17 protein-coding genes, 2 tRNA genes, 1 other RNA gene and 1 pseudogene are annotated in these 17,331 nt (G+C 50.4%); 19 read left to right on the forward strand and 2 right to left on the reverse strand.

Annotated features, from left to right (window positions below; genetic code table 11):
- Positions 1-72: 72 nt before the first annotated feature.
- Together ROJ03_RS02725 and ROJ03_RS02730 are read left to right on the forward strand one after the other, a co-directional pair.
- A complete protein-coding gene (locus tag ROJ03_RS02725) occupies positions 73-480 on the forward strand; it encodes a hypothetical protein (RefSeq protein WP_313725456.1) in 408 nt (135 codons plus the stop codon).
- On the forward strand, positions 477-1,061 hold the full coding sequence (locus ROJ03_RS02730; RefSeq protein WP_313725457.1) for an L-threonylcarbamoyladenylate synthase: 585 nt from the start codon (positions 477-479) through the stop codon (positions 1,059-1,061). The genes ROJ03_RS02725 and ROJ03_RS02730 overlap by 4 nt, the downstream gene beginning before the upstream one ends.
- Here ROJ03_RS02730 and ROJ03_RS02735 read toward each other — a convergent pair.
- The gene (locus tag ROJ03_RS02735) at positions 1,058-2,377 is read right to left on the reverse strand and encodes a DUF1015 domain-containing protein (protein ID WP_313725458.1); all 1,320 of its coding nucleotides are present in this window, start codon (positions 2,375-2,377) and stop codon (positions 1,058-1,060) included. The genes ROJ03_RS02730 and ROJ03_RS02735 overlap by 4 nt on opposite strands.
- A gap of 75 nt (positions 2,378-2,452) precedes the next feature.
- Between ROJ03_RS02735 and ROJ03_RS02740 the strand changes: the two genes are divergently transcribed.
- From ROJ03_RS02740 to ROJ03_RS02785, 9 genes are all read left to right on the forward strand, one after another.
- Entirely contained in the window at positions 2,453-3,082 is a 630-nt protein-coding gene (locus ROJ03_RS02740) for a thiamine diphosphokinase (RefSeq protein WP_313725459.1), read from the forward strand.
- A 16-nt stretch (positions 3,083-3,098) separates the two neighbouring features.
- The gene (locus ROJ03_RS02745; RefSeq protein ID WP_313725460.1) at positions 3,099-3,440 is read left to right on the forward strand and encodes a hypothetical protein; all 342 of its coding nucleotides are present in this window, start codon (positions 3,099-3,101) and stop codon (positions 3,438-3,440) included.
- Between the two features lie 9 nt (positions 3,441-3,449).
- Positions 3,450-3,839, forward strand: a complete 390-nt coding sequence (aroH, locus tag ROJ03_RS02750) for a chorismate mutase (RefSeq protein WP_313725461.1) — start codon at positions 3,450-3,452, stop codon at positions 3,837-3,839.
- Between the two features lie 259 nt (positions 3,840-4,098).
- Complete coding sequence (locus ROJ03_RS02755; RefSeq protein WP_313725462.1) at positions 4,099-5,133, forward strand: tripartite tricarboxylate transporter substrate binding protein; 1,035 nt, start codon at positions 4,099-4,101, stop codon at positions 5,131-5,133.
- A gap of 50 nt (positions 5,134-5,183) precedes the next feature.
- Positions 5,184-5,678: a tripartite tricarboxylate transporter TctB family protein gene (locus tag ROJ03_RS02760; protein WP_313725463.1), complete on the forward strand. Its 495-nt coding sequence runs from the start codon at positions 5,184-5,186 to the stop codon at positions 5,676-5,678.
- A 10-nt stretch (positions 5,679-5,688) separates the two neighbouring features.
- Complete coding sequence (locus ROJ03_RS02765; protein ID WP_313725464.1) at positions 5,689-7,194, forward strand: tripartite tricarboxylate transporter permease; 1,506 nt, start codon at positions 5,689-5,691, stop codon at positions 7,192-7,194.
- A gap of 11 nt (positions 7,195-7,205) precedes the next feature.
- Positions 7,206-8,516 (forward strand): 3-phosphoshikimate 1-carboxyvinyltransferase, encoded by a 1,311-nt coding sequence (aroA, locus tag ROJ03_RS02770; protein ID WP_313725465.1) that lies wholly within the window; start codon positions 7,206-7,208, stop codon positions 8,514-8,516.
- Positions 8,513-9,577 carry a LacI family DNA-binding transcriptional regulator gene (locus tag ROJ03_RS02775; protein ID WP_313725466.1) on the forward strand — a complete coding sequence of 355 codons (1,065 nt, stop codon included), beginning with the start codon at positions 8,513-8,515 and terminating at the stop codon, positions 9,575-9,577. Before aroA ends, ROJ03_RS02775 begins: the two co-directional genes overlap by 4 nt.
- Before the next feature lie 823 nt (positions 9,578-10,400).
- Positions 10,401-10,556 carry a type II toxin-antitoxin system mRNA interferase toxin, RelE/StbE family gene (locus ROJ03_RS02785; RefSeq protein WP_313725467.1) on the forward strand — a complete coding sequence of 52 codons (156 nt, stop codon included), beginning with the start codon at positions 10,401-10,403 and terminating at the stop codon, positions 10,554-10,556.
- Between the two features lie 95 nt (positions 10,557-10,651).
- On the opposite strand, the gene ROJ03_RS02790 is transcribed toward ROJ03_RS02785, so the two are convergent.
- Positions 10,652-10,725: transfer RNA gene (locus ROJ03_RS02790), tRNA-Thr, on the reverse strand.
- Between the two features lie 151 nt (positions 10,726-10,876).
- Between ROJ03_RS02790 and ROJ03_RS02795 the strand changes: the two genes are divergently transcribed.
- The 8 genes and pseudogenes from ROJ03_RS02795 to ROJ03_RS02830 all read left to right on the forward strand — a co-directional run bounded on the left by ROJ03_RS02795 (position 10,877) and on the right by ROJ03_RS02830 (position 17,322).
- Positions 10,877-10,958: transfer RNA gene (locus tag ROJ03_RS02795), tRNA-Tyr, on the forward strand.
- A 63-nt stretch (positions 10,959-11,021) separates the two neighbouring features.
- Positions 11,022-11,306, forward strand: a pseudogene (locus ROJ03_RS02800) (YkgJ family cysteine cluster protein); the annotation flags it as partial.
- A gap of 18 nt (positions 11,307-11,324) precedes the next feature.
- The gene (locus ROJ03_RS02805) at positions 11,325-11,459 is read left to right on the forward strand and encodes a hypothetical protein (protein ID WP_313725792.1); all 135 of its coding nucleotides are present in this window, start codon (positions 11,325-11,327) and stop codon (positions 11,457-11,459) included.
- A gap of 6 nt (positions 11,460-11,465) precedes the next feature.
- Positions 11,466-13,274, forward strand: coding sequence for a DNA primase (dnaG, locus tag ROJ03_RS02810; RefSeq protein ID WP_313725468.1), 1,809 nt, complete (start codon positions 11,466-11,468; stop codon positions 13,272-13,274).
- An 8-nt stretch (positions 13,275-13,282) separates the two neighbouring features.
- Positions 13,283-15,337, forward strand: coding sequence for an RNA polymerase sigma factor RpoD (rpoD, locus tag ROJ03_RS02815; RefSeq protein WP_313725469.1), 2,055 nt, complete (start codon positions 13,283-13,285; stop codon positions 15,335-15,337).
- Between the two features lie 19 nt (positions 15,338-15,356).
- Positions 15,357-16,175 carry a C4-type zinc ribbon domain-containing protein gene (locus tag ROJ03_RS02820; protein ID WP_313725470.1) on the forward strand — a complete coding sequence of 273 codons (819 nt, stop codon included), beginning with the start codon at positions 15,357-15,359 and terminating at the stop codon, positions 16,173-16,175.
- Between the two features lie 13 nt (positions 16,176-16,188).
- Positions 16,189-16,527: RNase P RNA component class A (gene rnpB / locus ROJ03_RS02825), an RNA gene on the forward strand.
- 24 nt (positions 16,528-16,551) lie between these two features.
- Positions 16,552-17,322 carry a hypothetical protein gene (locus tag ROJ03_RS02830; protein WP_313725471.1) on the forward strand — a complete coding sequence of 257 codons (771 nt, stop codon included), beginning with the start codon at positions 16,552-16,554 and terminating at the stop codon, positions 17,320-17,322.
- The last annotated feature ends 9 nt before the right edge of the window (positions 17,323-17,331 follow it).

Below are 17,331 nucleotides of genomic sequence, written 5' to 3' on the forward strand. Positions count from 1 at the left end.
ATAGTATCATAGATAGTATATAAGTTGAACAAATGCATGACAAGAAAATTAGGGTTAGTATTCACTCTGAGCATGATAATATCATATTTTTTGATTCTTGGTTTGTTTGGCCAAGAGGGTTTTTTCCATGCCAGGTCCCTCAAGCTGGAATTGGAAAGGTTGCGCTATCAGCAGGAGATACTCCATCTGCAGGTTGCTTCGCTCGAACAGCAGAAGACGCAGATGTCTTCCTCCGATGCTCTCAAGGATGCCGCTTTCAGGTTCGGCTATCAAGGGGAGGGGGAGCAGGTCTTCTATTTTGCCGATGATGGTGGCTTGCAACCGGCACAGACCTCCCAACAAATACCCGATACCACTACAGGAAATACGAGATATACGGGATTGGCAAAATCTTCGATAGCGCTCATGGCTCTAGCATTTTCCGTTGTGTTTACAGTAGTATGGGCTTTCATACAGAAGAGGAGAACCAGTCATAGATGATCAGTGAACGTGAAGAAGCAGAAGTATTGTATAGGCAGTTGCCTGGGACCCTAGATAGGGTTGTCCAGTTGCTGCAGGAGGACAAGGTGTTGGTCCTTCCCTGTGATACTATCTATGGCCTATGCGCAAAAGTCGGTTCAGCCGAACAGGCCTTGCGGAAGGTGAAGTACCGAGGGGAGACAAAACCCTTCCTTGTGCTTGCTACCTTGAGCCAAGCCAAAGAGATCTGCATCGTCCCCAAGGATATCGAAGAGGCATGGCCCTGTGCCCTGACGGCGATCCTGAACAACATCGACGGCAGCGGGACAACAGCTGTCAGGGTTCCCTCAGGGGAGTTTCTCCAGGGGATGCTGAAAAAGCTCGGTTCCCCCATCTACTCCACCAGTGTCAATGAGTCGGGCTACCAGACCATCACCAACATAACCGACATCATCTTTGCCTTCAAGGACAGGGTACCGGCTTTTGTCGTAGGGTCGGAAAAGCAGGGGACTGTTCCCTCAACGCTCATCGACTGTACAACCAAACCGTATACCCTGGTTCGCTGTGGCCAATATGATGCCTCGGCACTGCTGAAAGGCTAGCTGCCGATCTTCCTCGCCTCCATGTAATATCTCTTCTCGTTTGCCTCACCCATGCTGAAGGTCTTTCTGGGCAGCGCATTGTCCTTGATGATGGTATCGAAGAAGGTCTCCTTGGAAACGTTGGGAAGGATCAGGGCGCAATTGTGTTCCTTCTCGCCAAGAGCTGCAGTTACCTGTTCTCCATGGATATAGTCGACAGTAGCCTTTTTCTGGGCGAGCAGCGAGTCTATCACTATCTGAAGGGTGCCGGCAGCAATGCTTGCTATGGCCCCGCTAAGGCTGAAGAGGTAGAAGCCACTCTTGTCCCTATAGCCAAACCGCTGTGAATCGGACCTCTCGTTTATGAGGGTGTGCAGGGTCTCCAGGTCGTCCACCTGCTCAACGATCACGATCTCAGCACATTTGGCCACCTCTTGTCGGAAGGTCTCGAATGACAGGCCAAAGAGGACGCGATGGATAGGCTCGAAGGCGAGGCCTGGGTCATAGATGTTCTCAAGCTCCACCATGGCATACCGCCCAGGATGGTTGTCCCACCTGTCAGACGGAAGGGTTGCCTTGATGTCCTCCCAGCAGCTTTTTGCGGTTGCGAGGCTATGGTTCCCATCTCCCATTGCATAGAGCAGGGGGTTTTCGGGGTTGAGCCTGTCACGCAACACCTCAAGGGCATCGGCTATTGCGCTAAAGTCCTCCTCGCTGTCGACCACCCACGCCTCAAGGGTACCACCGCCGGCCATGAGAGTCGTTTCATAGGCCCTCTGCAACCTGTCTGTCTTGGCTGCCAACGGCTCGATGACCGAGCGTTTCTCATCACTGATGAGCACCATGATATGGGGCAGTTCCAGGGATGCCTTTTTCCGGATCTGCTTTCTTGGTGGGATGCGGCTGAGGATGGTGCCTTCTGTGGCACGGATAAGGGAGCGGGAAGTCACCGAGTAGTCGTATTGCTCGAGGTCAAGCAAGACCAGCAGTCCCCATCTGCCTTTTTCGAAGGTATCGGTGGTCCGGTGTACCAGGAAAAAGCAGTTCTCATAGGTATCGAACAGATTCCCCTTGGTGTAGTTGGCCATGTGCTCGTTGATGGTGGCGATACGCTTTTCCGGCTCTGCTTCTTCCAGATAGGCTTCGGGGAATATGAGGTTAAGGGTGGATGGCTCCTCCCCAACGTAGGTTTTGCATTGTTCCCAATAGGATTTTTCTGAAGTATACTGGTCGCAAGCGACAACAGCCCACTTGGAAAGATCCACTCCTTTTTTGGGTAGGAGGATGTCAGCGCTATGGAGCGCAAGATTCCTAAGACGTTCTTGAGTGTTTGACATGACAGTTCCTTTTGAAAGAGTATAGGGATATCGTATTCCAATATATGGCATCCAGCAAGGTAAAGTGAGAAAAATATGAGTAAGGCCATTGTATTTACCGGAGGAGGGGCTCCAGCTTCCCTTCCTGAAGATCTTGTTGAGGAAGGGGACTACCTGATCGCGGCCGACAGTGGCTACGATCTCTCCAAACGTCTGGGGTACTCAGTCCACTATGCCGTTGGCGATTTTGATTCTACCCTGTTCGCCGATGAGATTCAGGCTCTGGCCCATCGACGCTTTGCAAGGGAGAAGGACCACAGCGATACCTACCTCGCCCTGGAGAAGGCTTTTGAGCATGGGTGTCAGGACTATGTACTGGTCGGAGGTGGTGGCTACCGCATGGACCACCTGTTTCAGACCTACGCCCTTTTTTCCCATTTTGGGCCACCAAGGATTTGGTATACCCGGTATGAGACCAATTTTCTTGTCCAGTCCTTCCACAAGTTCAGTGGCCTCGAGCCTGGGGTGACGGTAAGTTTCTACCCAGCCCTGTTCCATGGTGAGTCGAAGGTGGATGCCCCAGCACTCCGTTGGCCTTTGGTAGGGTATAGGATGGACTTCTCCACCATCTCCCTTTCCAACCTGGGTCTATCGGATTCGCTGGAAGTGCATGTTACGGGATCGCCCATCTTTGTGAGTTTCCCGGTTGCCCCCATCCTGCCATAAGTGATACCATTGGCATATGTTGCATACAAGAAGGTTGCTGGCTTTTTCCAGCAGGGTACACACCTATACATTGCTCCTATACCTGTTCTTTTTCCTGGTATACCTGCTGAGCAGTTATTTTTATGTGGGCCAGCAGTTCATTGACCTTTTGCAGTTTGCACTCATCCTCATCAGCTGGTCGAGTCTTCTCTTTGGGCTGTGGATCATAGTGTTCTCCTTCATTGTCTGGAGCAGTGACCATGTATTCCCGCTTTCCCCGATACTTCTGACCCTTGCCAGGATGGTTGGGGTATTCTTGCTCAGTACCCTTGTTGCGATTATTGAAAATCTGGTAGCCCATGGTGTGGTTGTCAGTTAAGGAGAATGCATGTCCAATCCACTCATTTCCGCAATTAGAGGGGCTATCTGCGTAGCGGCAGATGATCCGGCCCTCATTGATATGGCAGCCTGCAAGCTATTTGCCGCAGTATTGGAGGCCAATGGCCTGTGTGAGGCTGATATAGCCTGCCTGTTGCTTACCCAGACAGGGGACCTGAAAAGCCGCAACCCTGCAGCTGGGTTGCGAAAGGGTGGGTACTGTGCAACTACCCCCCTGTTCTGCATGCAGGAGCTTGAGATCGAGGGGATGCTCGAACGGGTCATCCGGGTGATGATAGTAGCCAACAGGGCTGTCGAGCAGGTTCGGCCGGTATTCCTTGACGGTGCAGAAAAACTGCGCCCAGACCTTGCGGGAGCCAGTAGCATTTCTGGGATGTAAAATTTACATTTTCTGTAAAAACTAGCTTATGGGAGAACTGTCCTTCTCGCATGATTCTCTCTGTTTGTATTCTATCTACATAAGCACTTCTTCAATTCTTCATGCAAGCGTATGCAATCTCTTTCATAATAAGGAGTAATATACTTGTACCCTAAAATGTAAAAATATTCATTTGAATTGACAAAAACGGATAATTCAATGATACTTTTTACATCACACTGTCCATTCATTACAAATGGATACAGAATAGGAGAATTCGATGAAAAAATCACTCGCACTGACGGTGGTCCTGTTTGCACTAGCAACCGTTCTGATGGCCAGTGGAATGGCTGAGCCACAAAACGAAGCCATCTACCCAAAACGGGCCATTACCATGATCGTCCCGTATGGGGCAGGGGGAACCACCGACCTGAGTGGAAGGCAGCTTGCCATACAGATGGAAAAGCATCTGGGAAAATCCATTACAGTCATCAACCAGGGTGGTGCCTCGGGATCCATTGGAGCAAGGACTGTCCTTGATGCCAAGCCTGATGGCTATACCATACTCTTTACCGCAGAGTCCCTGGGCACACAGCGGGTGATGGGCCTCAGTGACATGAGCTATGCTGACTTTACCCCAATCATGGTTGTAGTAAATGACCCGAAGGTCATTGTCGTCAACAAGAATTCCCCGTACAAGAGCCTTGCAGACCTAGTCGCCGACATCAAGGCACGACCTGGAAAGGTGAAGATGTCCTATACCGGCCCCGGTGGGTCAGGCCATGTGCAGTCCCTGATCTACAACAAGCTTGGCATGCAGATGGCCCTCACCGCCTATCCAGGTGGATCGGATTGCATCCTTGCCGTTCTTGGTAACCAGGTTGACTTTACCAACTCAAACTTCTCGACCGTAACCGGGTATCTGGAAAACGGGGACCTCAGGCTGCTCGGCATCTCCGAACAGAACCGATTGGCCTCCTATCCCGATGTACCCACCCTGGCCGAAGTGGTCTCAGGGTCTGAGGTATATCTCTCCAACCCCTTTACCCCCCTATCCCTCCTGGTAGACAAGGATGTTCCCCAGGAGATCGTGGCCATCCTCAAGGATGCCGCTCAGAAGAGTGTCCAGGAAGAGGGCTGGAAAGCCTTCGTCGCCTCCAATTCGTTGGACAAGCTCTATGAGAAATATCCTACTGAAGAGAAGATGCGCACCTTCTTCAAGGATTGGGAGTCATTGGTCTCCTGGATGCTCTATGACAGCGGTGCTGCCAAGATCAGTCCTGAGAAATTTGGAATTTCCAAGCTGACATACTGACCGAATTGCGATGTGGATGCCCTCTGCCTGATGAAGGGGAGGGCTTCCCTATGAAAAGGAACCTTTGGATGAATGGTAAGAAACTCAATGCAAACGGTACATGCCTGGAAGGGTTGTTCTTTCTGGTTGCCTCTACAGCCCTGTTTGTCTACTCCCTCTATTTTCATGCCGATTCCGGCTCCCAATGGAAGCAATCCCCCTACCTGTTCCCTCTCGTCATAGCGGTGTTTCTCTTTCTCCTCTCCCTTTCGCTGTTACGTGAGGGACGGCAAGAAGGCTCTGCAAACAGGGCTGATGGAGAGGTTGCACAAGGGCCGGTTGCTGATATTTCCTGGAAAAAGACCGCTGTCGTAACCCTGTTGGTATTTGCCTATATGCAAGGGATCGGCCTGGTTGGGTTCATCCTGGCCACGTTCTTGTTCTTGGTAGCGACCTTTCTCTACCTCAAGGAGAGAAGGCTCTGGCTCATAGCCTTGCTGAGCATCTCTTTTCCTCTTGTCGTCTATGTTCTCTTTGGCATGCTTTTGCATGTCATGTTGCCATAAAGGGTGTCGTATGAATGAAATTCTGGGAATAGCGGCCTATATGCTGGATATTCGCTTTGTCCTGTTGGTCTTTGCCGGCTCTGTCGCCGGTCTCTTCGTGGGGGCGATCCCTGGCCTTTCCGTCTCAATGGCCACTGCCTTGCTGGTCTCCATAACCTACTCATGGCAGACAACAGACGCTCTGGCAACGGTGATGGGTGTCTATGTGGTGGGGGTATTCTCCGGGGCCATCTCTGCGATCCTCATCAACATTCCAGGGGCTCCCTCCTCGGTCGTCACTACCCTTGACGGGTTCCCCCTGGCGAAGAGAGGGGAGGCGTACAAGGCCCTGAAATACGCCATCATCTACTCCTTTATAGGTACGTTGTTTGGCTTTATCGTTCTTTGGTTGCTTGCAAAGCCGATATCAAATGTTGCCCTCAATTTCACTCCCATGGATTATTTTTTGCTTGCCCTCTTTGGTTTGAGCACCGTAGGGTCCCTTACGACCAAGAGTTTTGCCAAAGGCCTGATAAGTGCCTGTCTGGGCCTGCTGTTCAGCCTTGTTGGGATAGATTCGGTCATGGGTACTGCCCGCCTGAACTTTGGCATCCAGAATTTGCAGGCTGGCATCAACATCGTCCCGGCCCTGGTTGGGCTGTTTGGGTTTGCAGAGGTCCTGACGGTCATCTCCGGCTCTTCCATGGATGCCGAGGTTTCCAAGGTTACCAGGACGGTAGTGAAGACCAAGGAGGTCCTGAAACAGTTCACCATCTCCCTCTATTATGCTACCATAGGCACCTTTGTCGGGGCCCTTCCAGGGGCTGGCGGACCTGTTGCCGCATTCCTTGCCTACAGTGAGGCGAAACGGGTTGTCAAACACCCCTCCGTTCCCTTTGGTGAAGGGGCTGTCGAGGGTATCGTTGCCAGCGAGACAGCCAACAATGCCTGTATCGGAGGGGCAATGATACCTCTGCTTACCCTTGCCATCCCGGGTGATGCCGTCACAGCGATCATCCTCTCAGTATTCTATGTCCATGGCTTGCGCCCAGGGCCGATGTTCATCAAGACCAATCCCCAGATGTTCCATGCCATATTGGCAGGTGGGTTTGTGGGAAGCATCTTTTTGCTTTTGTTGGGATTTTTGGCAGCCCCGAGGATCAGCAAGATCATAGCGGTGCCCAAACGGATCCTCCTTCCCCTGGTTACCGTGCTCTGTGTCATCGGCTCGTTTGCGGTCAACAACAGGATGTTTGATGTGGGGCTGATGTTCTTTTTCGGGATCCTCGGATTTGTCATGCGCAGGCGTGAATATTCGGTTGCTCCCATGACCCTAGCCATCGTGCTTGGTGGGATGATGGATTCCAATTTTCGAAGGGCCATTTCATTGGCCTCATCAGAGGATCATTTCTATACCGCCCTGTTTGGCCGTCCTTTGACCCTGACTTTGACCCTTTTGACTGTATTGACGCTCCTGTCCAATAGCAAAGGGGTGAAGCGTCTGTTTTGCTCCATGTTTGCGCGAAAACGAGCATGAGGAGGATTGCGATGACAGTTACCATAACAAAGAGCTCATTGACAGGCACCCTTCAGGTTCCCGGTTCGAAGAGCCATACGATCCGTGCGGTCCTTCTTGCCACGCTTTCAGAGGGAGAGAGCCTCATTCACAATCCCCTGGTCAGCGGTGATGGGTTGAGTGCCATCTCTGCCGCGAAGGCCTTTGGTGCTACGGTAACCCAAGGCGAGGGAGGGGTGGTCATCCAGGGAAAAGGGAAATGCCTGCAGAGCCCTGAATCCCATATTGACACCAGGAACTCTGGCACTACCACCAGTTTTGTCACCTCCATGGCCAGTCTTGCTGAGGGCTATACCTTCATCACAGGCGATGAGCAGGTCAGGGCCCGTCCCATCAGGGTCCTGGTGGAGGCCTTGCGCCAGCTGGGTGTCGAGCTTGAGATCACAAGGCCCAACCACAATGCGCCCCCGCTCTTTGTGAAGGGTGGTTTGGAGGGAGGCTCCGTTACCCTGGATGGGTTCAATTCCCAATTTGTCTCAAGCCTGCTTCTGGTCTCCCCTTTAGGGAAGAACAAAACTGAGATCCACGTACGTAAGCCCCTGGAAAAGCCCTATGTACAGATGACCCTTGATTGGATCCGACGCTTTGGGGCCAGGATAGAGAGCGATGAACCGCTGTACACCCATTTTGTCATCGAAGGTGGCCAGAGGTACACAGGCGGGGAATGTACGATCCCCTCTGACTGGTCAGCCGTTGCCTTTCCCTTGGTTGCCGCTCTGGTAAGTCCCTCATCGCTTACGATAACGGGCTTGAATTTTGAGGATGCCCAGGGTGATAAGCGCATCGTTGAGCTGCTGATGGCCATGGGTGCAGACCTGACGGCCGACAGGGAGGCGGGAAGCCTGGTGATCAAGGGTGGCAAAAAGCTCAAGGGGGGGCAGATTATTGACCTCGGAGATATCCCCGATGCCCTGCCAGCCCTCTCTGTCGCAGCCCTTTTTGCCCAAGGTAGGACCGTGTTCACCAACCTTGCCCATGTGAGGGTCAAGGAGAGCGACAGGGTGCTGGTAATGGCAGAAGAACTGGCAAAGCTTGGAGCTGAGGTTGAGATAACCTCGGACCAGATGATTGTCCATGGGGGAAGACCCCTGCATGGTGGGGTTGTGGAGAGCCATGGCGACCATAGGGTGGCGATGGCCCTCACCGCAGCGGCCCTGATGGCCGATGGCCCGGTAGAGGTCAAGGGCGCTGAGTGTGCTGAAGTCTCCTATCCCCAGTTCTTTGCATCCCTTGCCAAGGTGGGTGTTGCACTTTCTCTTGTCTCTGAAGGGGTAGGCGAATGAAGAAGAAAAAGCAGGTTACCATCCAGGATGTGGCCGATGAGGCTGGTGTTTCCATTGCCACAGTATCAAGGGCTATGAACAACCCTTCCATTGTCGATGCCTCTTCCCACAGGAAAGTCGCCGATGCCATTGCAAAGCTGGACTACAAGCTGAGACAGCCGATTCGCTACAGCCAGGCCAGGATGCTTGCCATCATCCTTCCCAGTGCTAGCAATGCCTTCTTTGCACAGATGCTTGAGGGTGTCCTCTTGGGCGCTACCCAACACTCCTACCAGACCTTGGTGTTCAGCTGTCATGGGGATCCTGGTAGGGAGGAGGAGTGCCTACGCCTTGCCTCAAGGGCCCAGGTCGATGGGCTTCTTTTCTGCCCTCTAGCCGATGGCTCTGCACAGCTGGCACAGGCTCTGTTTGCCGAATCGTTTCCTCTTTTGGTTTTATACAGGAGGAGTTTTCTCCAACACAGGCCCCACATATACTACAACAACGAGCAGGGTGGCTATCTTGCCACCAAACTGCTGCTTAGGCTGGGACGGCGCAATATTGCCTTCTTCATTGGGTTCTGGCAGGAGCCTGGGGGGTCCATCGAGGAGATCCTTGCGCTCATTGATGACCCCAGAAGGGGTAGCTATGCCTCCCTGGATCGCTTGGCAGGGTATCTGAGGGCTATTTCCGAGTTCGGTCTCGTCCTTGACCCTACGCTGCTCTGTACGACTGACTACACCTTTGAGAGCGGCTATGAAAGGACTAAGCAGTTCCTTTCCACGTTGAGGGATTTCGATGCCGTATTGTGCGGAAACGATTCGGTTGCGGCAGGGGTGCTCCAGGCCCTCAGGGAACAGCACATACAGGTGCCAAGCCAGGTATCGGTCATAGGGTACGATGACTCCACTCTTGCCAGCATTGCCCGTCCTGAGCTCACTTCGGTCTACCAGGATGCAAAGCAGCTGGGTGTCAGATCGGTTGAGATGATAGGCTCGCTCTTTGACAAGGGTGAGGTAGGCGATGTAGTCCTTGATACCTACCTGACGATACGTAGCTCAACTGCGATGAAGCAGGCCTAGCCCAAAAACACACACACATGCCCTTGATTGGTTGTATAAGCCGCCTGTTGGCAATTCTGAGAAACTTTATACGAACGAACAGCACAAAAGGGCATTGTAATGCCCATAAACATACTACTAAAAACAAATTACAAGGATTGTTTGTATCTGGTTGTATATTTTTTGTGAACAGGTTACTCCCTTTTTACAGCTGATGAATCCTGTCAATACGATATTTTGATAGTTTCAAAATACTCGTCTTATCTACCTCTACGCTAAAGTATACCGCTATGATGTACTATATACTTTACAAGAGATCATCAATTGCCGGACATAGCCGAGTGATTATACCCAATTCTCAATATATTATAGAAAACAATGACCTTGTATTGAAATGTAGTTACCATGTATAGCATTCTTACAAATGTAGTACTAAAGCATCATGTAGAGAGGGCAAACATGAAAGAAAATTCAAATATACATATCCGAATGGATAAAACACTCAAATCCCAATTGGAAGAAGTTGTATCTGACCTGGGAATGAATGTGTCAACAGCTGTAAATATATTTGGCTCGTCAAGTTGTGCGGCAAGGTCGTATTCCCTTTGAAATCTCACTGGATATACCTAACAAAGAGACTATCAAGGCAATGCGAGAGGCTGAGATAATTGCAAGTGATCCAGATGTGAAGGGGTATCTCGATGTTGATTCCCTGTTCAATGATCTTTTGCATGACTAAATATGAAATCAAACCGACGAGAAGATTCCAAAAAGATATAAAACTCATGCAAAAGCGGGGGTTTGTCATACAAAAGGCTTCATCAGATAGTCAGTCTCCTAGCCGATGGTCTTCCGTTGCCAGAATCATGCCTTATCAGGTAATTGGGCAGGTTACCGTGAATGTCATGTCCAGCCTGATAGGTTGCTGGTGTACCATCTAGAACAGGAGTTGCTGGTTTTGGTGTTGACTAGGACTGGTACTCATTCTGATTTGTTCTGAATCAACTTCTATAAAAACTGGTTTGGAGTACCTATCAATCTAAACCCATGGACATAAAATAGGGACACACCCTATGGTATGTCCCTGATTGGTTTAGCCGCCTGTCAGATTCGAACTGACGACCCCGAGATTACAAGTCACGTGCTCTGGCCAACTGAGCTAAGGCGGCAAAAAGACCATCTGCAATATACTGGTTGGGTTGTGACAATGTCAAGGGCTTCTGAGAAATTGGATTCCATGGGGTATTTACAAGCTTTTTTCTGGAATCAAGGTTGACAAAGATACCAATACTCGGTAATGTACGGTTGTCTTTGGCAAACGGAGAGGTTCCCGAGCGGCCAAAGGGGGCAGACTGTAAATCTGTTGGTTACACCTTCGAAGGTTCGAATCCTTCTCTCTCCAAATGGAGGCCTTCTTCTCAGAGGAAGGCCTCTTTTCCGTCACACTGCGCTAAAAGGGGTGTCAATGAGCTGCTTCTATGAGAAAGGGTTACAATTCGAATGTACTGGCTGCAACTACTGTTGTAGCTGTGAACCCGGGTTTGTGTTCCTTTCCCAGGAAGACCTTACCAGGTTATCCTCCCATCTTGGAATTTCCGAAGAGAAGTGCATCGAGCTCTACTGCCGAAAGGTCCCTGTTGATACCCATCATATGATCAGTCTTCAAGAAAAGAAGAATTACGATTGCATTTTCCTGACAGAGAAAGGCTGTTCCGTCTATGAAGGTAGACCCGAACAGTGTCGTACCTACCCGTTCTGGAGAAGCATAGTGGAAAACAAAGCTGCTTGGGATGCCGAGATGGCATCGTGTCCTGGTATGGGAATCGGAAAGCTCTACACCAAAGAAGAGATTGAAGCGTTGCTTGAAGACAGGTCTGGCAACCAACCCATCATCAGGTTTTAGGTCTTTATGGCAAAAATATCCGATGATGTCCTTGACCAGATCAAGGCCAGGCTATCCATCAGTGAGGTTGTCTCTGATTATGTCACCCTTTCCAATAGGGGTGGGCGCCTGTGGGGGCTCTGTCCCTTCCACCAGGAGAAGACTGCATCCTTTTCTGTAGTCGACGACCAGGGTTTCTACTACTGTTTCAGCTGCAAGAAGGGTGGGTCGATGTTTGACTTCATCATGGAGATGGAGAAGGTCCCCTTCATAGAGTCGGTAAAGATACTTGCTACCAAAGCCAATGTGGAACTTGCTGAGGAGAGCCCTCATGAAAAGGAGAAACGAGACCTCAACGAGACGCTCTACTCCCTTTACGACAAGATTGCTGGTTCCTTCCACTACATCCTGCTCTCCTCACCGTTGGGACAGAAGGGGAGGGAGTACCTGAAGGGCCGAAATGTGAGCCCTGCGATGTGGGAACGTTTCCGCCTTGGCTACGCACCTGACAATGCCTCGTGGCTCTATGATTTCCTCAAGAAACAGCACTATAGCGATGAGATTCTGTTGCAAAGCGGCCTGTTCAGCCAAAAGAATACACAATATCCCCTTTTTCGGGACCGCCTGATGTTTCCTATCCGCACCTGGCAGGGGAAAACCGTCGCCTTTGGGGCACGGGACCTCTCCGGTACCAGCAAGGCCAAATACATCAATACCCCCGAAACTGCCATATACAGCAAGAAAAACAACTTGTTCGGCCTCTATGAGTCCCTGGAAACTATCAAGAAGGACCAGAAGGCCATCCTCTGTGAGGGAAATTTCGATGTGGTTGCGATGCATCAGAGTGGGTACACCAATGCCATGGCCCCTTTGGGCACTTCCTTTACCGAAGAACAGGTAAAACTGCTCAGACGATACTGCGTTTCCGTCACCACACTCTTCGACAGTGATGATGCTGGACAGAATGCAACCGCAAAGGCCCTCATCCTTGCACAGAAGTTTGGCATGGAGAATAAGGTGCTCAAGCTGACCAAGGCAAAGGATGCAGCGGAACTGGTTGAGAAGGCTGGTGAGGAGGCACTGAAAAGCGACCTGCAAACCTCATTGCAAGGCTTTCATTATCTTGTAAACAATGCGTTAAACAAGTATGATACAACAACGTCCAAAGGAAAGTCGGCTGTTTTTTCGGCTGTCAGGCCCTATTTGGATGCCACGGAGTCGGCAATTGAGAAGGAAGCTCTCATAAAACATCTCTCTATGTTGCTTAATGTTGACGAATCGTCAATAATTGACGATTATTTGCGTGGTAAGCAATTCATTGCAAAACCGGTTGTGCAAGAAACTGCGGCACAGGTCAGACCTTTGAATCCTGCAACCCTTTCTTTGGACTTGTATGCGATGTTGACCTTGGTAAACAATAGGGATTTGTACCTGCAAACCCGGTACAAACTGGTTGTGGAAGATCTTGAGGACAAGGAGGCCGAAGCGCTGTACAACGTATTGGAAGATGCTGCCCGTGAGGATGTCGGTAAGAACGACGAATATATCTTGCAAATGATCGACGACCCACAGCTTCGCAGTGATGTAGCCCTCTCCTTCACAATGGAAGAGTTCAAGCTGGCACCACAGGATGTCCTAAATGAAGCAGTGAATAGGATCCAACTCAGGAATTATGAAAAGAAACGGGTAAGCAACAAACGGCTGCTGGATATCAGCCTCAGTGATGGGACAGCAGACGACGAGATCGAGGATTTGCTTCGGGAAAAGACAGAGATTGACGCCAAAATCTCCATTCTTCGGCAAGCTCTTGGACAAGATACAAAACAGGGTAGGTAATTACACAGATGCTTGATGAAAATATTTTGCAGACCGTCATTAAGGACATGGTAGCTCGTTCGGCAGTAAAGGGCTATGTCTCTAAGGATGATATTCGCAATGCTCTTGGTGAGGATAAGGCAACGGATGAATCGCTTGACGAGATCTTACAGACTTTAGGTGAACTGGAAATACCTGTAACCGAAAGTGACAAGGCCCTTGTTCCCGACATCTTTGTTGAAGAACCCTCTGCCGATGAATTGGACACAGACATAGAAGACGAGCCGGATGATACCGACTTGCTCGATGACACCCTCGAAGACGAGGAAGATGACATCATTGTAGACTCTATCATTGACGATTACCCCATAAAGGATTCCTCCAAGAAAAAGGATGTCGAAGATGGGGATGATGATGCTGAAGAGGATGACGATGATTCCGACCTGGACGATGATGACCAGGGATCCTCCATGAAACACGCCTGGAGTGGCATGAGCACAGACGATGACGCAGCCGGTGGAAACCGCTTTGTGGATATCTCTTCACTCAATGACCAGGACAGCGATACCGACCATGTCAGGCACAACACCATCCTTGGTACAGACAAGAGTGACTCTTCCGGTGATGATCCCATTCGGCTCTACCTTCGCGAAATCGGAAGGGAGAACCTCCTTACCGCCGAACAAGAGGTCGAGCTGAGCAAGAAGATGGAGGATGGCGCACGCATCATAACCGAGGTTATCCAGGAAAGCGGCATCATGATCACCCGTTTCTATGATATCATCAAGGTCCTCAACACCAAGATGGAAGGCCAGGAAGAGGAGTACAACGCCAAGGATTACAAGGACCTTGTAAACAACCAGAAACGTTTTACCCAGTTTTACAAAGAACCCCTGAAGGAAGTCCAGGCATCCCTGAAGACCTACATGGCCAAGAAGGAACAGATGATCAGCAGTGGAGAGGATGTCTTCCATGATGAAAGTCTTGCCAAGAGCCGCTCTGCCCTGCTCAAGAAGCTTGGGAAGATTGATCTGCAACCAGAGGAGATCACCTCCTTTACCCATGATTTCATCGATTCCGAAAACAAGATCCGCTCCTACAAGGAGAAAAAGCAGCAGTTGGAAAACAAGCTGCACATATCCTCCCCAAAGGAACTGCGCCAGCTGGGCCGGGACCTTGCAACCCAGAGCCGATGCTCAGTCATCGAGGAAGAACTCCACCTCACCAGTGACACGATCAAGGACCTCATCAGGGAGCTGCAGCTCACCGACAAGGAACTGAAGATGATCGAGTACCAGTTCGAGGAGTGTTGTGACAACATCCTCGTTCACTCGACGAAGATCAAATACGGGCAGAAGATGATGAAGGATGCCAAGGACCGCCTCATTCGAGCCAACTTGCGTCTGGTAGTCTCGATCGCCAAAAAATATACGAACCGTGGCTTGCACTTCTTTGACCTCGTCCAGGAAGGGAACATCGGCCTTATCAAGGCAGTCGAGAAGTTCGAGTACCGCAAGGGCTTCAAGTTCTCCACCTATGCCACCTGGTGGATCCGCCAGGCGATCACCCGTTCCATCAGCGACCAGGCACGGACCATCCGTGTTCCTGTCCACATGATAGAGCAGATCAACAAGGTGGTCCGTGAGTCAAGGATGCTGATGCAGTCCCTTGGAAGGGAACCCACCGACGAAGAGGTCGCTGAAAAGCTTGGATGGACAGAAGTCAAGGTGAAGGCAGTCAAGAACGTTGCCAGGGAACCCATCAGTCTGGAAACTCCCGTAGGTGAGGAGGAAGACTCCTTGCTCTCTGACTTCATAGAAGACAAGGAAGTGGAGAATCCTGCCACACAGACGGCATACTCCCTCCTTCAGGAACAGCTGAAGGACGTGCTTGCAACCCTGCCTGCCCGCGAGCAGGAGGTTTTGAAGATGCGTTTTGGTCTTGAGGATGGATACTCATTGACACTTGAAGAGGTGGGACTGTATTTTGAAGTAACCAGAGAACGCATCAGGCAGATCGAGGCCAAGGCGCTCAGAAGGTTGCGTCACCCAAAGCGCAGCAGGAAATTGAAGGATTTCATTTGATAGATAGCAGGAGAGGATGATGGAAGAAGCAGAAGTTTTCGCAAGACTCAACCAATTGCAGGAGGATCTCACCGCTAGGTTCTCCCTTGAGGACGAGATTGTCAAGTTACCAAGGGATTTGAAAGTCAAGCAAGAGTTGCTGGACAAGATCAACAAGGAATATATCGAGGAAAATGACCGGAGTGAAACTGCGAAACAGGAGCTGAAAAGTCTCAAGATCCAGTATGACGACTCTGTTCGTGCTCGTGAGAATTCTGAAAAGCAGATGGAGTTGATCACTACCCAACGTGAATTTGAAGCCTTGGAGAAAGAGATCAAGGACGCTGCATCCAAAGAGCAGAGCCTGCTCAAGCAGGTACATGCCAAGGAAAAGCAGGTTCATGAGTTTGGTGAGAGCCTTACCGAGAAAGAGCAGTTGATGAACCTCCAGCAGAGCGAAGTTGATTCAGAGTCCAGCAAGATCGAAGCCTTGCTTGCTGAAAAAAATACTGCACTCTCCGCTTTGGAGATCAAATGCAACTCCTACATTGGTGCCGATATTACAGAGGACCTGTACAACAAGTTCTGCAACATCGTGAAGAACAAGAAAGGCAAGGGTATTGTACCTGTCCATGGTCTTGTTTGTCAGGGTTGTCATATTGTGCTTCCTGTACAGTTTGTCAATGACGTGCGTAGTGAGAAGCAGATAGATTTCTGCCCGTACTGCAGCCGTATCCTCTTCTATGAGGACGTTGACGGTGCTGAAGACCAGTTCGGCAAAAGCATCGATGATGGTGATTTCGAGGAAGGCAGTCTTTCTGACTTTGTCGACAGCAGCGAATTCGACGATTTGCTCTAGGGTTTGGATTTGTAAGGCAAGCTAGATGATCGCGGGCGGTCGCAAGACCGCTTGAGGAAAGTCCGGGCTCCATAGGACATGACGCCGGGTAACACCCGGGAGCGGTAACGCTATAGAAAGCACCACAGAAAATATACCGCCGGTTTACCGGTAAGGGTGAAATGGTGGGGTAAGAGCCCACCGCATCGCTGGCAACAGGGATGGCATGGTAAGCCTCGTCAGGAGCAAGACCAAGCAGCAGGTTGGGCTGTCCGCCTTTAGCCTGCGGGTCGGTTGCTGCAATCCATTGGTAACAATGGGTGTGGATAGATGATCATCATAAACAGAACCCGGCTTATTGCTTGCCTTTTTTTAGATAACCATGGGAGAATAGCGTATGCAAAGAAACAGAACTCTTGCGTATTTGCTCTTCTCCCTTTTTTTGTTGCTTGCCTCTTGTGGGATTTCTCCTGCTCCTGGGTTTTCAAGACTGGCAGATGGGGGCAAGTTTGCCGAACTGGAACAGAAGAGTGCAAAGGCCCTTTCCAAAAGGATTGAAGCTGAGACCCTCTACTATAGGGCAGTGGCCTTGGAGGGATTGGCAAGGCATGATGAGGCCTTTCATCTCCTTTCCTTGTATTTTGCCATGGCATCGGCTAAGGATGCCAATCTGGTTGTTGCCCACCGGCTGATGTGCCGCGTTGCCACCGAGGCAAAAGAACCTGAAAAGGTCCTTTCTAGTGCACGCTGGCTGGACTCCCTCTCCCTTTTGGAGAGGGAACAGGTCGAGCTCTACTACCAGGCCTTGTTGATGACAGGCAATGTCGATGAGGCTACCACCATCTTTACCAGATTCCTGAAGGATACGATAGAACCGGTTGCCTATGCCAGGATGTTGCTTGCCTCAGAAGCCGAGGAAAAAAAAGTGGTTGAGGCGTTCTCCTTTCTGCATCCCCTTGAGCAACTTACATTGATACAAAGCTCTGCTTCTGATACTGTTTCACCTGAGAGAGCCAAATTCTTGCTCTCCCTTGCAATCCCCCTGGAAGCGGCTATCACGGACTCTTCATATACGGTTCAGGTATATGGGTTGCTTGCTGACCTCTATGGATATGCAGATTTGCGGGTCCAGGCAAGGAAATATAGTACCCTTGCACAGAATTTATAGGAAGAAGGT

The organism is Sphaerochaeta sp. PS (assembly GCF_032144095.1).
Taxonomy (GTDB): domain Bacteria; phylum Spirochaetota; class Spirochaetia; order Sphaerochaetales; family Sphaerochaetaceae; genus Sphaerochaeta.

Bases quoted from the DNA above. Each gene is read 5' to 3' on its own strand.
- ROJ03_RS02725 (WP_313725456.1), top strand. From the start codon at position 73: ATGATAATATCATATTTTTTGATTCTTGGTTTGTTTGGCCAAGAGGGT.
- ROJ03_RS02730 (WP_313725457.1), top strand. From the start codon at position 477: ATGATCAGTGAACGTGAAGAAGCAGAAGTATTGTATAGGCAGTTGCCT.
- ROJ03_RS02735 (WP_313725458.1), bottom strand. From the start codon at position 2,377: ATGTCAAACACTCAAGAACGTCTTAGGAATCTTGCGCTCCATAGCGCT.
- ROJ03_RS02740 (WP_313725459.1), top strand. From the start codon at position 2,453: ATGAGTAAGGCCATTGTATTTACCGGAGGAGGGGCTCCAGCTTCCCTT.
- ROJ03_RS02745 (WP_313725460.1), top strand. From the start codon at position 3,099: ATGTTGCATACAAGAAGGTTGCTGGCTTTTTCCAGCAGGGTACACACC.
- aroH (WP_313725461.1), top strand. From the start codon at position 3,450: ATGTCCAATCCACTCATTTCCGCAATTAGAGGGGCTATCTGCGTAGCG.
- ROJ03_RS02755 (WP_313725462.1), top strand. From the start codon at position 4,099: ATGAAAAAATCACTCGCACTGACGGTGGTCCTGTTTGCACTAGCAACC.
- ROJ03_RS02760 (WP_313725463.1), top strand. From the start codon at position 5,184: ATGAAAAGGAACCTTTGGATGAATGGTAAGAAACTCAATGCAAACGGT.
- ROJ03_RS02765 (WP_313725464.1), top strand. From the start codon at position 5,689: ATGAATGAAATTCTGGGAATAGCGGCCTATATGCTGGATATTCGCTTT.
- aroA (WP_313725465.1), top strand. From the start codon at position 7,206: ATGACAGTTACCATAACAAAGAGCTCATTGACAGGCACCCTTCAGGTT.
- ROJ03_RS02775 (WP_313725466.1), top strand. From the start codon at position 8,513: ATGAAGAAGAAAAAGCAGGTTACCATCCAGGATGTGGCCGATGAGGCT.
- ROJ03_RS02785 (WP_313725467.1), top strand. From the start codon at position 10,401: ATGGTCTTCCGTTGCCAGAATCATGCCTTATCAGGTAATTGGGCAGGT.
- dnaG (WP_313725468.1), top strand. From the start codon at position 11,466: ATGGCAAAAATATCCGATGATGTCCTTGACCAGATCAAGGCCAGGCTA.
- rpoD (WP_313725469.1), top strand. From the start codon at position 13,283: ATGCTTGATGAAAATATTTTGCAGACCGTCATTAAGGACATGGTAGCT.
- ROJ03_RS02820 (WP_313725470.1), top strand. From the start codon at position 15,357: ATGGAAGAAGCAGAAGTTTTCGCAAGACTCAACCAATTGCAGGAGGAT.
- ROJ03_RS02830 (WP_313725471.1), top strand. From the start codon at position 16,552: ATGCAAAGAAACAGAACTCTTGCGTATTTGCTCTTCTCCCTTTTTTTG.